Annotated in this window: 14 protein-coding genes; 7 read left to right on the forward strand and 7 right to left on the reverse strand. The window is 70.9% G+C overall.

Annotation, left to right across the window (positions count from 1 at the left end):
• Positions 1-64: 64 nt before the first annotated feature.
• Both metG and ACZ4Z2_RS18880 read left to right on the forward strand, forming a co-directional pair.
• The gene (gene metG / locus ACZ4Z2_RS18875; RefSeq protein ID WP_468077362.1) at positions 65-1,780 is read left to right on the forward strand and encodes a methionine--tRNA ligase; all 1,716 of its coding nucleotides are present in this window, start codon (positions 65-67) and stop codon (positions 1,778-1,780) included.
• Between the two features lie 74 nt (positions 1,781-1,854).
• Positions 1,855-2,220 (forward strand): PH domain-containing protein, encoded by a 366-nt coding sequence (locus ACZ4Z2_RS18880; RefSeq protein ID WP_468077364.1) that lies wholly within the window; start codon positions 1,855-1,857, stop codon positions 2,218-2,220.
• A gap of 319 nt (positions 2,221-2,539) precedes the next feature.
• Here the strand turns inward: ACZ4Z2_RS18880 and ACZ4Z2_RS18885 are convergent, their stop codons facing one another.
• On the reverse strand, positions 2,540-2,905 hold the full coding sequence (locus ACZ4Z2_RS18885; protein ID WP_468077366.1) for a cupin domain-containing protein: 366 nt from the start codon (positions 2,903-2,905) through the stop codon (positions 2,540-2,542).
• Between the two features lie 283 nt (positions 2,906-3,188).
• On the opposite strand from ACZ4Z2_RS18885, the gene ACZ4Z2_RS18890 reads away from it, so the two are divergent.
• The 3 genes from ACZ4Z2_RS18890 (at position 3,189) to ACZ4Z2_RS18900 (ending at position 4,597) form a co-directional block, all read left to right on the forward strand.
• The gene (locus tag ACZ4Z2_RS18890; RefSeq protein WP_468077467.1) at positions 3,189-3,860 is read left to right on the forward strand and encodes a nucleotidyl transferase AbiEii/AbiGii toxin family protein; all 672 of its coding nucleotides are present in this window, start codon (positions 3,189-3,191) and stop codon (positions 3,858-3,860) included.
• A complete protein-coding gene (locus tag ACZ4Z2_RS18895) occupies positions 3,857-4,045 on the forward strand; it encodes a hypothetical protein (protein WP_468077368.1) in 189 nt (62 codons plus the stop codon). The genes ACZ4Z2_RS18890 and ACZ4Z2_RS18895 overlap by 4 nt, the downstream gene beginning before the upstream one ends.
• Before the next feature lie 126 nt (positions 4,046-4,171).
• Positions 4,172-4,597 (forward strand): hypothetical protein, encoded by a 426-nt coding sequence (locus tag ACZ4Z2_RS18900; protein ID WP_468077370.1) that lies wholly within the window; start codon positions 4,172-4,174, stop codon positions 4,595-4,597.
• A 111-nt stretch (positions 4,598-4,708) separates the two neighbouring features.
• Here the strand turns inward: ACZ4Z2_RS18900 and ACZ4Z2_RS18905 are convergent, their stop codons facing one another.
• The 3 genes from ACZ4Z2_RS18905 to ACZ4Z2_RS18915 are packed head-to-tail and all read right to left on the reverse strand — an operon-like array spanning position 4,709 to position 7,149.
• On the reverse strand, positions 4,709-5,497 hold the full coding sequence (locus ACZ4Z2_RS18905) for an ABC transporter permease (RefSeq protein WP_468077372.1): 789 nt from the start codon (positions 5,495-5,497) through the stop codon (positions 4,709-4,711).
• On the reverse strand, positions 5,494-6,450 hold the full coding sequence (locus ACZ4Z2_RS18910; protein ID WP_468077374.1) for an ATP-binding cassette domain-containing protein: 957 nt from the start codon (positions 6,448-6,450) through the stop codon (positions 5,494-5,496). The genes ACZ4Z2_RS18905 and ACZ4Z2_RS18910 overlap by 4 nt, the downstream gene beginning before the upstream one ends.
• 30 nt (positions 6,451-6,480) lie before the next feature.
• The gene (locus ACZ4Z2_RS18915; RefSeq protein ID WP_468077376.1) at positions 6,481-7,149 is read right to left on the reverse strand and encodes a DUF4097 family beta strand repeat-containing protein; all 669 of its coding nucleotides are present in this window, start codon (positions 7,147-7,149) and stop codon (positions 6,481-6,483) included.
• A 224-nt stretch (positions 7,150-7,373) separates the two neighbouring features.
• Here ACZ4Z2_RS18915 and ACZ4Z2_RS18920 point away from each other — a divergent pair, with 224 nt between their 5' ends.
• Entirely contained in the window at positions 7,374-8,144 is a 771-nt protein-coding gene (locus ACZ4Z2_RS18920) for a GbsR/MarR family transcriptional regulator (protein WP_468077378.1), read from the forward strand.
• 83 nt (positions 8,145-8,227) lie between these two features.
• On the opposite strand, the gene ACZ4Z2_RS18925 is transcribed toward ACZ4Z2_RS18920, so the two are convergent.
• The 3 genes from ACZ4Z2_RS18925 to aspS all read right to left on the reverse strand — a co-directional run bounded on the left by ACZ4Z2_RS18925 (position 8,228) and on the right by aspS (position 11,145).
• Entirely contained in the window at positions 8,228-8,827 is a 600-nt protein-coding gene (locus tag ACZ4Z2_RS18925) for a GOLPH3/VPS74 family protein (RefSeq protein ID WP_468077380.1), read from the reverse strand.
• Positions 8,828-8,859: 32 nt separating this feature from the next.
• Entirely contained in the window at positions 8,860-9,204 is a 345-nt protein-coding gene (locus ACZ4Z2_RS18930) for a hypothetical protein (protein ID WP_468077382.1), read from the reverse strand.
• 177 nt (positions 9,205-9,381) lie between these two features.
• The gene (gene aspS / locus ACZ4Z2_RS18935) at positions 9,382-11,145 is read right to left on the reverse strand and encodes an aspartate--tRNA ligase (protein WP_468077384.1); all 1,764 of its coding nucleotides are present in this window, start codon (positions 11,143-11,145) and stop codon (positions 9,382-9,384) included.
• A gap of 362 nt (positions 11,146-11,507) precedes the next feature.
• Between aspS and ACZ4Z2_RS18940 the strand changes: the two genes are divergently transcribed.
• Positions 11,508-13,808, forward strand: coding sequence for a SpoIIE family protein phosphatase (locus tag ACZ4Z2_RS18940; protein ID WP_468077386.1), 2,301 nt, complete (start codon positions 11,508-11,510; stop codon positions 13,806-13,808).
• Positions 13,809-13,865 lie beyond the last annotated feature (57 nt).

Below are 13,865 nucleotides of genomic sequence, written 5' to 3' on the forward strand. Positions count from 1 at the left end.
CCGTGTCGGCTAGGATTTCAAGACTCACGCCTTACGAAATCGACCGACCTGGGAGCATCCCCCGATGGCTCGACACCTCATCACCAGCGCCCTTCCGTACATCAACGGGATCAAGCACCTGGGCAACATGGTGGGGTCCATGCTCCCGGCGGACGTGTACTCCCGGTACCTCCGCCAGCGTGGCCACGACGTCCTGTACATCTGCGCGACGGACGAGCACGGCACCCCGGCGGAGCTGGCGGCGAAGGAGCTGGGCCTCCCCGTCGACGAGTTCTGCGCGCAGGCGCACGACGCGCAGAAGGCCGTCTACGACGGCTTCGCCCTCGCGTTCGACTACTTCGGTCGCAGCTCCTCCGCGCAGAACGTCGAGATCACCCAGCACTTCGCCCGCAAGCTCAAGGAGAACGGGTTCATCGAGGAGCGGGCGATCCGCCAGGTGTACTCGCCGACCGACGGCCGTTTCCTCCCGGACCGCTATGTCGAGGGCACCTGCCCGCACTGCGGCTACGACAAGGCCCGCGGCGACCAGTGCGAGAACTGCACGCGCGTGCTGGACCCGACCGACCTGATCGACCCCCGCTCCGCGATCTCCGGCTCCACGGACCTGGAGGTCCGTGAGACCAAGCACCTGTTCCTCCTCCAGTCGAAGCTCCAGCACGAGGTGGAGTCCTGGGTCGCGGCGCACGAGGACCAGTGGCCGCAGCTGGCGTCGTCCATCGCCCGCAAGTGGCTGACCGAGGGCCTGCACGACCGGGCGATCACCCGTGACCTCGACTGGGGCGTCCCGGTCCCCGCGGACACCTGGCCGGAGCTGGCCGCCGAGGGCAAGGTCTTCTACGTGTGGTTCGACGCGCCGATCGAGTACATCGGCGCGACGAAGGAGTGGTCGGACCAGGACCCGGAGAACCGCGACTGGAAGTCCTGGTGGTTCGACGTCGACACCGACGTCCGCTACACGGAGTTCATGGCGAAGGACAACGTCCCCTTCCACACCGTGATGTTCCCGGCCACCGAGCTGGGTGTCCGGGAGCCGTGGAAGAAGGTGGACGTCGTCAAGGCGTTCAACTGGCTGACCTACTACGGCGGGAAGTTCTCCACGTCGCAGAAGCGGGGCGTCTTCACCGACCAGGCCCTGGAGATCCTCCCGGCGGACTACTGGCGCTACTTCCTGATCGCCAACGCCCCCGAGTCGGACGACTCGTCCTTCACCTGGGAGCACTTCACCGCCACGGTCAACAAGGACCTCGCCGACACCCTCGGCAACTTCGTCAACCGCGTGCTGTCCTTTTCCCGGAAGCGCTTCGGCGACGAGGTCCCGGCGGGCGCGGCGGCCGGTGAGGCCGAGGCGAAGCTGGGCGAGGAGATCGCCCGTCTGCTCGCGGAGTACGAGGAGCACATGGAGGCGCTCCAGTTCCGCAAGGCGGCGGCCGCGCTGCGCGCGCTGTGGTCGGCGGGCAACTCCTACCTGGAGGAGAAGGCCCCCTGGCTGGAGATCAAGACCGACCAGGAGGCCGCGGCGCTCACCCTGCGCACCGCCATGAACCTCATCCACCTCTACGCGGTGGTCTCCGAGCCCTTCATCCCGGCGTCCGCGTCCGCCATGCGCGGCGCGTTCGCCCTCAAGGACGACACCGCGACCTGGGTCACCCCGGAAGAGGCCCGCTCCCTGGACTCCGTCCCGGCCGGCACCCCCTTCACCGTCCCGCCCGTCCTCTTCGCCAAGCTGACGGAGGACGACCTGGAGACGTACAAGGAGCGCTTCGGCGGCGACCCGTCGTAACGCTGGGGCAGCCGCCCGGAAGCGCCGCGTGACCGGAAGCAACCCCAGGGGCCCGGGCGGGCGTCTCCGGATACATGGCACTGTTCGGAAACGCGCACACCGTCAATCCCGGCAAGGCCCAGCAGGACTACGCACGTCTGCTGGGCCACGGTGAGCAGGTCCACGCCGCGTTCCTGCTGATCCGCGACACGATCCTGTTCACCGACCGCCGTCTCATCCTGATCGACAAGCAGGGGATCACCGGCAAGAAGGTGGAGTACCACTCCGTCCCGTACCGCAGCATCACGCACTTCTCGGTCGAGACGGCCGGCCACTTCGACCTCGACGCCGAGCTGAAGATCTGGTTGTCCGGCACCCCCGAACCGATCGAAAAGACGTTCACCAAGGGCGTGGACATCTACGAGGTCCAGGCGATCCTCACCCAGTTCGTGGCCGGTTAGCTCAGCCACGCGTGGGGCCAGGAATCCCCAGGGAGTTCCGGCTCCTCCACCTGTCCGCCCAAGTTTGAGCCTTCGTCAACGCGCCCCACATCCGGCGGCAGCGGGTGCGGGGCGCCAGCAGTCGACGCGCCGCTCGTGCCACCAGCTGACCGAGTCAGCCACACCCTGACCAACGACCTGCCATACGATCCTCTGCGCCGCCAGGCCCCCGCCTCCCTGGCCCGCAACTGCCACCCCTGCCGCCTTGGCGCCCGCCCGCCGGGCCTCCGCCCGACAGGCAATCGGCCCGCAACCGCGACGGCGGGATGCTGAGTGGCGGTCAGCCGAGGTTGGACTTGATGTGACCGATGACCTCCTCGAACTCCTTCCGGGGTGAGAAGTCCACGTACTCGCAGTCCTCCAGCGCCTCCGGCACATGGCCGGGCGCCCAGTAGAAGGCCTCGCCCGCCTCGTACGTCGTGTCGCCCTCCTTGGTGTGCATCACCAGGCGGCCCTTGAACATGTAGCCCCAGTGCGGGACCTGGCACAGACCCTCGGGCTCGTCCTTCAGGGCGGAACTCATGTCCGCGCCCTTGGGGAGCCGGACGAAGGCGACCTCCGTGTCCCCGCCGATGTCCTGCATCCGCAGTTCGACACCGTCGCCCTCGATCTCGACGGGTACGTCCTTCCGTGTGACTGCCCTCATGCCGGCCTCCATGAGTGCTCGGGCGGGGCCTTCCGGAAGCTCCACCACTCCTTCCAGTCTGGCCCCACCCGTCACGGCGCGCAGAGAACGGCTGGGCGGATGACCGCGCGGTCGAGGTGCGCCGGGGTGAGAAGAGGAGGGAGGGCCGGGGGTCGTGATAAGCCATGTCCATGGCCCCACCCCCCACCACTCCTCAGGCCCGCGCGTGAACGACCTCCCCGAGCCGGGTCCCCACGACCCGGTCCTCCCGCCCGAGCCGGGTCCCCCCGACCCGGTCCTCCATCTGCTCACCGACATCCTGGCCCTCGGCGCCCCCTACGCCCTCGCCGTCACCGGCGACCACGCGGTCCGGGCCCACGGGCTCACGGAGAGCCGCCCGCCGAGCCGTGTGCTGGAGGTGGCGACGGAACACCCGGCCCCGATGGACGAGATCGCCGGCACCGTCCGCACCGGGCTGGCGGAACGCGGCTGGCTCGTGGAGGAAGCGGAGACCACCCCGCTCTCCGCCCGGCTCCTCGTCACCGACCCCACGACGGCGGAGGAACGCACCCTGGACATCCTCAAGGAGTCCCTGTGGCGTCCGGCGGTCGAGACCGCGCTGGGCCCGACCCTCTCCCTGGAGGACGTGGTCGGTACGAAGGTCCGGGCACTCGCCGACCGGAACACCGCCCGCGACCTCGTCACCGTTCACGCGGCCGCCGCCCACTGGACCGTCCCCGAACTGGAGGAACTGGCCCGGCGCCACACCTCCGCCACCGCCTCCACCTTCGACCTCGCCGACCTCCAGTCCCGGCTGGAGGCCACCGAGTGGCTCGACGACCGGGAATTCGCTCGCCAGGGCCTCGACGAGCAGGCCACCATGGCACTCCGCCGGTGGGCCCAGTCCTGGGCCGCCGACATCGCCGAACGCCTGCTGGAGGAGGAGGCGTTGACACCCCCGCCGGAGGCCGAGTGAGCAAACGCCGTTACGTCGCCCGAGGTGTTCCCGGCGGCTACCGCGTCTACGACCACCGCCGCCGGGGCTGGTGGGGCGACCTCTACGAACTCTGCCCCGACGACCTCCTGAGAGAGCTGAACGGCGGCAAGGACCCGCGGAAGCTGTCCGCCCTGCTAAAGCGGTACCGGGCACTGAAGCGATAGCCCGCGCGGGGCGGGGGGCGCGAGCAAACCGGGAGCCGGTGCGGTCAAGTCAGGGCTCGTGGAACCGGGGCCCCTCGTCGGGCGTTTCCGGCCTACAGGGGTGCGGAACGCACGAAGGGGCTGGGGATGGGCACGGAGATCGCCGCACTGGTGGGCCGGGCGGGACCGTATCTGACGGCGGCCGTGGCCGCGTACGGCACCGGGGCGCTGACCCCGGCGGAGCGCGCGGCGGTGGAGACGACGGCGGACATCGGGCGCCGGATGCTGGCGGCGACCTGGCGGCACCGCGACGAGCGAGGGCGGGCCGAACTGACGGCGGCCGTGGCGGACGCGGCGGCGGAACCCGACGACGAGGACGCGTCGGCGGCCCTGCGCCAGCAGATCAAGCGGGCCCTGCGCGAGGACGAGGAACTGCGGCGTGAGCTGACGGCCCTGCTGCCGGCCCCCGGGAACCGGCACGTGACGGTGACGGCCTCGGGCCCCCGCTCGATCGCCGCCGGCGGCGACATCGGCGTGGCGATCACCGGCGACGGACACGCCACCCCCGGGTGACGGCACACGAACGGGGCGGCGTACTCCGACGCCCTGTCGGTGTACGCCGCCCCGGGTGGGACGAGGTGCGGAGGGGACGGGTGCGGGTGGCCGCCCGCGCTGTCACGGCGGTTACTTCGGGTCGCCGTCGAACTTCGAGGTGGACCAGAAGTAGCCGAGGACCGCGAGGCCGACGCACCAGGCCACGGCCAGCCATCCGTTGTGGCCGATCTCGGTGCCGAGCAGCAGCCCGCGCAGGGTCTCGATGGCCGGGGTGAACGGCTGGTACTCGGCGATCGGCTGGAACCAGCCGGGCATGGTGTGCAGCGGCACGAACGTGCTGGAGATCAGCGGCAGGAAGATCAACGGCATCGCGTTGTTGCTTGCGGCCTCGGCGTTCGGGCTGACCAGGCCCATCCCGACGGCGATCCAGGTGAGCGCCAGGGCGAACAGCGTGACCAGACCGAAGGCCGCGAGCCACTCCAGGACGGTGGCGTCGGTGGAACGGAAGCCGATGGCCACCCCGACGGCCCCGACGAGGACCACGCTCATCAGGCACTGCGCGACACTGCCGACGACATGCCCGACGAGCACCGACGCGCGGTGGATCGCCATCGTGCGGAAGCGGGCGATGATGCCCTCGGTCATGTCGTTCGAGACGGACACGGCGGTGCCGATCGTGGTGGAACCGATCGTCATCAGCAGCAGGCCCGGCAGCAGGTAGGCGACGTAGTCGGAGCGGTCGGCGCCGCCGCCGAGGCCGGCGCTCATCGCGTCACCGAAGATGTAGACGAAGAGCAGCAGCAGCATCACCGGCGTGAGCAGCAGGTTCAGCGTCATCGACGGGTAGCGCCTGGCGTGCAGGAGGTTGCGGCGCAGCATGGTCGTCGAGTCGCGGACAGCGAGGGAGAGGGAGCTCATCGCAGGGCCTCCTTGGTCTGGGCGGGGATGTCGGTGCCACCGGTGAGGGCGAAGAACACGTCGTCGAGGTCGGGGGTGTGCACGGTCAGTTCGTCGGCCTCGACGCCGGCGGCGTCCAGCCGGTCGAGGACGGAGCGCAGGTCGCGCTGGGAGCCGTCGCTGGGGATCCGCAGGGTGAGGGCGTCGTCGTCGCCGGTGGCCCGGGCGAGTGCGGCGGCGGCCGTCCGGTGGGCGACCGGGTCGGAGAAGCGGAGCCGGACGTGCCCGCCGGGGATCAGCCGCTTCAGCTCCTCCGCGGTGCCCTCGGCGGCGATCCGGCCGTCGTGGAGCACGGCGATCCGGTCGGCGAGCTGGTCGGCCTCCTCCAGGTACTGGGTGGTGAGGAAGACGGTCACGCCGTCCGTGACCAGCTCGCGGATGATCTGCCACATGGTGTGGCGGGAGCGGGGGTCGAGGCCGGTGGTGGGTTCGTCGAGGAAGATGACGCGCGGGTCGCCGACCAGCGTCATCGCGATGTCGAGGCGGCGCTTCATGCCCCCGGAGTAGGTGGAGGCGGGCTTCCCGGCGGCCTCGGTGAGGTCGAAGCGTTCCAGCAGTTCGGCGGCGACCCGTCGCCCCTCGCTCCGGGGCAGGTGGTGCAGGTCCGCCATGAGGAGCATGTTCTCCTCGCCGGTGATGAGCCCGTCGACGGCGGAGAACTGCCCGGTGACCCCGATCGCGGCGCGGATCGCCTGCGGGTCGGCGGCCGGGTCGTGGCCCGCGACCCGGACCTGGCCGCCGTCGGCGGTGATGAGCGTGGACAGGATCTTGACGGCGGTGGTCTTGCCCGCCCCGTTCGGGCCGAGCAGGGAGAAGATCGTCCCCTCGGGGACGGTGAGGTCGACGCCGTCGAGCACGACCTTGTCGCCGTAGGACTTGCGCAGCCCGTTCGCCGCGATGGCCGGGGTGGTCATGGTGGGTGCTCCTTCTCAGGGCCGGGAGGGTCAGAGGCTGCGGGCGGTGATGTCGCCGCAGGAGGTGGTGGCGCGGATGGCGAGCGCGGTGGTGCCGTCGTTCTTCAGGGCGTTGCTGACGCGGCCGTAGGAGGTACCGGCGTCCAGGGCGGCCGAGACGCCGGGGGCGGCGGCGACCGAGATGTCACCGGACTCGGTGCGGAGCACGACCGTGCCGCCGAGGGCCTCGCCGATGCGGATGTCGCCCTGCTGGGTGCTGATCTCCGCGGGCCCGCCGAGGCGGCCGACCGCGATGTCCCCGGCCAGGACGGCCAGGCGGGCCCGGGCGGTCTCGTCGAGCTTGACCTGGCCGAGGGCGCCGTCGACGGTGACGTCCCCGAGCCGTCCGACGCCCCGGAACTCGACGCCCGCCGAGGTCGCCTCCACGTGCGAGCCGGCGGGAAGCTGGACGGTCACCTCGACCGAGCCGGCGGGGCCCACGAGGCGGTTCTTGGCCGGCGCCTTCGCGGTGATCCGCAGGGTGCCGTCGGCGTACTCGACGGTGGTCCGCTCGGCGAGCTGAACGTCCCGGTCCTTGGAGGGGTCCACGGGCCGGACCTCGACGGCGGTGTCGGCCCGGTCGGCGGCGATGACCTGCACCCGCCCGGCCTGGACGTCGAGGACGGCGGCGATCGGGGCGGGGGTGGCGAACTTCTGCATCGTGCTCTCCTCTGACTCGTTGTTTCCGACGAGAGAAAAGCTACGTTGCATTCGAAATATCGGCAACTAGTTCGTTGCAGCGGATCGTTGTTATTGCTGGTGAGAGCGGTGAAATCATTGCAACGGCATCAGGATTAACGCAACGATCGCAGCATCGCTTCGTTGCAATGAAATGGAAGTGAACGCTATAGTGGGGGCACTCGCGGACCACGAAGGAGACGCCCATGCCGGGAGGCAGGCTCACCCAGCCCGAACGTCAGCAGATCGCCCTGGGGCTGGCCGACGGTCTCGCCTACGCCGAGATCGCCCGACGCCTCGACCGCCCCACCTCGACCATCACCCGCGAAGTCATGCGCAACGGCGGCCCCACCGCCTACCGGGCCGACCTCGCCCACCGCGCCACCGAACGCCGCGCGCAGCGGCGCCGGCAGGCCGCGCCCCGCGATCCGTCGGCGGCCACGCAGGCGTACGGGCGGGACACCGAGGCCGTGCGCGAGTTCGAGGAGACGTTCGCGACCGTCATGATGGCCTCGGGCATGCCCAAGATGATGGCGCGGGTCATGGCCTGCCTGACCCTCACGGACACGGGCAGCCTCACCGCGTCCGAGCTGGTGCAGCGCCTCCAGGTCAGCCCGGCGTCCGTCTCGAAGGCGATCACGTATCTGGAGGGTCAGGCATTCGTCCGCCGGGAGCGCGACGAACGCCGCCGCGAGCGCTATGTCGTCGACGACGACATCTGGTACCAGTCGATGCTGGCCAGCGCCCGGGCTCTCAACCAGGTCATCGAGATCGCCCGGCAGGGCGTCGGAGTCCTGGGCCACGACACCCCGGCCGCCGTGCGCCTGGAGAACGTCGCCCGCTTCCTCGACTTCGTCAGCGAGAGCACGATGCGCGCCGCGGAACAGGCCCGCGAGGTACTCCACACGAAGCCGGGCAGCGGGAAGACGCCCGACAGCGGGGAGACCGAGAGCCAGAACCCCGACGCCGAGGGGTGACGAACGGGAACAGCGGCAGCGTCGACCGGGGGACGTCCGGCTCCTGAGCGGGGCCCCTCACCAGTGAGGGCCGGGACCACCGGTCACGTCGCCGCCGTGATCACCACGACCGTCGTCGCCATCGTCGCGGCGGTCAGCGCGGCCGACGCCGCGGCGGCCGTCTCGGCCATACGGCGGAGCGCGGGGTCGGCCCAGTGGCGTTCCGCGATCTCGGTCATACGCCGCTCGACCGCCGCCGACTGCTCCTTGCCCAGCCCGGGGAAGACCAGTTCCCGCAGGTCGGCGTGGTGGAGCAGAGTGATCAGTGCGGCGGTGCGGTGGTCGGGATCGCTTCCTTCCAGGACGGCCGCCGCGAGACGCCCGCGCAGCGCGGCCTCCACCGTGCCGTCGGCCTCCGGGTAGACGGTGGTGCGGAAGACGAGGAGGAGCCGGCGCCTCTCCTTTCGGATCAGGCCCTTGTCCAGCACACCCCGCAGGGCCGTCTCGTACTCCTCGGTCCGGTGCTCGTTGATCCACTTCTCGGCGTCGTCCGGCAGCACCGCGTCCTCCGGGTCACCGGCGAGCGCCCGTTCCAGCAGGGCCGCCGCCGCGATCGCGTGCTGCGTCCGCAACGGCAGCTTCGCCTCGCCCGTGGAGTCGTCCAGGGAGAGGAGGAGGATCTCCTCACCGAGCGTCGTGGGCACGGGGACAGATGCTGAGGGCGGCGTGGTCATGATCAGTAGGACGCGTCGGCCCCGTACAGCAGTTCCCTCCGCTCGGCCCCGTCGCCCGCCCGGTCCGGCCCCAGCGCCCTGCGGGCCACCCGCACGTGACGCAGACCCTCGGCCGCCGCGCGGACGACCTCCTCGTACTGGTCCGGCGTACGGGCGGCCGCCAGTCCCGCCCGGGCGCTGCGGAGGCGTTCGGCGGCGTCGGCCAGGGACCGGGCGGCGGCGCCGTCCGCGCCGACCCGCGCCCGGTCGGACACCGGTGCCCGATCGTCCCCGGAGCGCCGCTGGACGACGACCGCGACCACCGCCCCGAGGAACAGCAGCGGTGCGAACGACACGGCGATCTCCATGGCCTCCTCCACCTCCCGGCGTTTCCGTCCCCTACGGGTTCCTCACCTCCGCGTCCCCTCACCCACCCCATGCGCACGTCGCACAGGAACGCATGGAAAAGGGCCCTGAAATCGGCGAACGATCTCAGGGCCCTTGCCCTTCAAGCCTCCACGAGGCTTGCCGTGCTCATGTGCGTGCTACTTCGGCTGGGGCTTCCGCACCGAGAGGTGCAGCTCCCGCAGCCGCGCCTCCTCCAGCTCCGTCGGCGCGCCCATCATCAGGTCCTGGGCGTTGCCGTTGAGCGGGAAGGCGATGGTCTCGCGGATGTTGGGCTCGTCGGCGAGGAGCATGACGATGCGGTCGACACCCGGGGCGATACCGCCGTGCGGCGGGGCGCCGAAGCGGAACGCCCGCAGCATGCCCGCGAACTGCTCCTCGACGGTGTCGCGGTCGTAGCCCGCGATCTCGAACGCCTTGAGCATGATCTCGGGCTCGTGGTTCCGGATGGCGCCGGAGGACAGCTCGACGCCGTTGCAGACGATGTCGTACTGCCAGCCGAGGATGTCCAGCGGGTCCTGGGTCTCCAGGGCCTCCAGGCCGCCCTGCGGCATCGAGAACGGGTTGTGCGAGAAGTCGATCTTCCCGGTGTCCTCGTCCTTCTCGTACATCGGGAAGTCGACGATCCAGCAGAACCGGAAGACGCCCTCCTCGAAGTGCCCGGCGCGCTTGGCGGCCTCGACCCGCACCGCGCCCATGATCTTCGAGACCTCGTCGAACTCGCCGGCGCCGAAGAACACCGCGTGGCCCGGGGCCAGCGACAGACGCTTGGTCAGCTCGGCGACGTTCTCCTCGGTGAGGAACTTGGCGATCGGGCCGCTGAGGGCACCGTCCTCGCCGACCCGCACCCAGGCCAGGCCCTTCGCGCCCTGCTCCACCGCGTACTCGCCGAGCTGGTCGAAGAACTTCCGGGGCTGGCCGGAGACGTCCGGCACCGGCAGCGCCCGCACGTGCTTGCCGGCGAACGCCTTGAACTCCGAGCCCTCGAAGATGTCCGTGATGTCGACCAGTTCCAGCTGGGCGCGCAGGTCCGGCTTGTCGGAGCCGTACTTGAGCATCGCCTCGCGGAACGGGATCCGCGGGAACGGGGAGGTGACGTGACGGCCGTTGCCGAACTCCTCGAACAGCTCGGTCATGAGCTTCTCGATGGGCTGGAAGACGTCCTCCTGCTCCACGAAGCTCATCTCGACGTCGAGCTGGTAGAACTCGCCCGGCGAACGGTCCGCGCGCGCGTCCTCGTCGCGGAAACAGGGCGCGATCTGGAAGTAGCGGTCGAAGCCCGAGATCATCAGCAGCTGCTTGAACTGCTGCGGAGCCTGGGGGAGGGCGTAGAACTTGCCCGGGTTCAGACGCGAGGGCACGACGAAGTCGCGGGCGCCCTCGGGGGAGGTGGCGGACAGGATCGGCGTGGCCATCTCGTTGAAGCCGAGGGCCGTCATCTTGTGACGGATGGCGCTGATCACGGCCGTACGCAGCATGATGTTGCGGTGCATGCGCTCACGGCGCAGGTCGAGGAAGCGGTACTCCAGACGCCGCTCCTCGTTGACCCCGTCCTCGGCGTTGATGGTGAAGGGGAGCGGGGCGGCCGCGCCGAGCAGCTCGACCTCGCCGACCTCGACCTCGACCTCACCGGTGGGCAGGTCGGGGTTCACGTTCTCGGCGCCGCGGGAGACGACCTTGCCGTCGACGCGGACGGTCGACTCCTTGGAGATCTTGTCCAGCGCCTCGTACGCCGGCGTGCCCGGACGGGCGACGAGCTGCGTGATGCCGTAGTGGTCGCGCAGATCGATGAAGAGGATGCCGCCCAGGTCGCGCCGATTGTGCAGCCAGCCACTCAGCCGGACGTCGGTGCCGACGTCAGAGGCGCGGAGCTCGCCGCAGGTGTGGGACCTGTACCGATGCATCGTCGTTCATCCAGCCTTCGCTGATCGGGGATCTGGGACCGTGCCACACGGTTCACCGTCCGTGTTTCACGTGAAACACAGCCAAGGGTACCGGGCACCCCAAGATCGCCTCCCCACCATTTACCGCCGCCCGCGGGGGCAACCGCGTCCTACGACGTCCCGGACACCGCTCTCCCGCCCTGGACACCTTTCTCGCATGGATACGCACCGTCACAGCCATAGCCAGGACCGCAAGCGGTTTCTGTCGATAACGTCAACCGCTGTCACCGCCGTCGCCGCCGATCGCGGTCGTCCCGGCTGCCGCTCGGTGCCCGGTACAGCTTCGGTGGCACGGTCCGATCGGCTGTTCTTAGAGTGGGTCAATGCGCACTGGTGAGCCCCCGCCCACCGTGGAGGACGTCCTGTCCGCCCTGGCGACGGGACTGTGGACCTGGGACAGCGCTGCCGGAACCGTCACCGTCGACGCCGAAGCAGCCCGGCTCCTGGGGCTGCCCCCGGAACCGGCCACCCTCACCCAGGCCGGCGCGCGGTCGAGGCTGCACCCCGTCGACTGGAACGAGATCGTCTCCGTCGTGCAGCTCGCCGTCGCGGAGGACACCCTCGCGGAGGTCCGCATCCGGATCATGGACGAGCAGGGCCGCGTCGTCCGCACCGTCCGCAGCCGTTCCAAACCGACCTTCGACCCGGTGCGCCGCTCGGTGGAGCTGATCGGCACCATCCAAGAGGTCACCGAGCCCTCGCCGCAGACCGCGGCCCGCGCCCCGGCGGCCGTCACCGGCGACTGGCGGCGCTCCCGCGAGGCGTTCCTGCTGGACGCGGGACGGGCGCTGGCCGAGGCGCGGTCGACCGCGGAGGTGCTGCGGGTCGCGGCGGGCCTGGCGATGCCGGGCTTCTCCCCGGACGGGCTCGCCGTGTTCGGCGTGGAGGGCGACCGCCTCACCGTCATCGGTCACCACGGACACAACCAGGGCGACGAGGGCCCGTTCACCCATATGCCGCTGGAGACGGACTATCCGGCCGCCGAGGTCGTGCGCACCGGCCGCGCCGTCTACCTCTCCTCCCCCGAGGACTACAAGTCCCGCTACCCCACCGCCTGGCCGCTCGCGGAACAGTTCGACCGCCAGTCCTGGGCCTTCCTGCCACTGATCGTCGCCGGCCGCACCATGGGCGCGTGGATGGCCGGCTTCACCTACCCGGTCGCCTTCACCCCCGACGAGCGCTCCGTCCTCACCACCGTGGCCCGGATGCTCGCCCAGGCGCTGTCCCGCGCGGGCGCCGCCGAGACCGAGCGCGAGCTGACCGACGGTCTCCAGCGCACGATGCTGCCCACGCTCGGCCCCGGGATACCCGGCATGAGCGTCGCCGCGCGCTACGTCCCCACCGGCGGCGGGCTCCAGGTCGGCGGCGACTGGTACGACATGATCGCCCTGCCCAGCGGCCGCTTCGCCCTCGTCATCGGCGACGTCCAGGGCCATGACGTCCGCGCCGCCGGGCTCATGGGCCAGCTGCGCATAGCCCTGCGCGCCTACGCCTCCGAGGGCCACCCGCCGGACGCGGTCCTCTCCCGCGCGTCCCGCTTCCTGCACGGCGTCACCGCGGACACCTCCGGCGACACCTTCACCGACCTGCGCTTCGCGACGTGCCTGTACGTGGAGGTCGACCCGGTGACCGGGGTGCTGGACATCGCCCGCGCCGGGCACCCCGACCCGGCGATCCGCATGGCCGACGGCACGGTACTGGTCCGGCCGACCCCGGGCGGCCTGCCCCTCGGCATCGACCCCGACGCCGACTACCCCACCACCCGCCTCGTCCTCGAACCCGGCGAGACGATGCTCCTGTGCACCGACGGCCTCATCGAGACGGGCGGCCACGACCTGGACACGGGCTGGCGCCGCATCCGAACGATCCTGGAGTCCTTCGACAGGGCCCCGCACGAGACGGATGGCAACGCTGTCGGGAGCGACGGCCCGGAAACCGGCGTCGGCCTCGGCCGGCAGGGCTCGGCGGTGGCCGGTTCGGCGTCCGGAGGGCTCCCCCTGCTGAACGGGCTCGCTCCCGGGCGGCTGGAGGCGCTGGCCGACGCCCTGGTCCAGGGCGTGCACGGTCCGTCCTCCCATCACACCCCCGGCCCGCTCGCCGACCGGCGCGAGGACGACATAGCGATGCTGCTGCTGTCCCGGGGCACCGAGGGGTCCGACCGCGGTGACACCGTGGGCGTACGGGCCCCGATACGCCGTACCGCCCTGACCGTCGCCCAGGCCGAGCCCGAGCGCATCGCGGGGGCCCGCCAGCAGGTCCGCGAACTGCTGCACGACTGGACCTCCGACGACCAGGTCGACTCGGCGGTGCTCCTCGTCTCCGAGATGCTCACCAACGTCCTCGTCCACACCGACGCCGACGCGCTCCTCGTCGCCGAGATGACCGGCGACGGCGGCAAGCGCCGGATGCGGATCGAGGTGACCGACGCCAGCGACGACCTCCCCCACAAACGCCGCCCCGGCGAGCTGGCCTCGTCCGGACGCGGTCTCGTCCTCATGGACGTCCTCGCGGACGCGTGGGGCGTCGACCCGCGCGGCGACGGCAAGAGCATCTGGTTCGAACTCCACGAGCCCTCGTTACCGACGGCCCCACCCGACGAGCCGGCGAGGCGAGCCGACCGGTGACCACCGTGCCGCACCCGAGCGCCGGTCCGCGCCCAGCCGTGCGTCCCACACCACTGG

The sequence above is a fragment of the Streptomyces sp. NPDC030183 genome, from assembly GCF_055573455.1.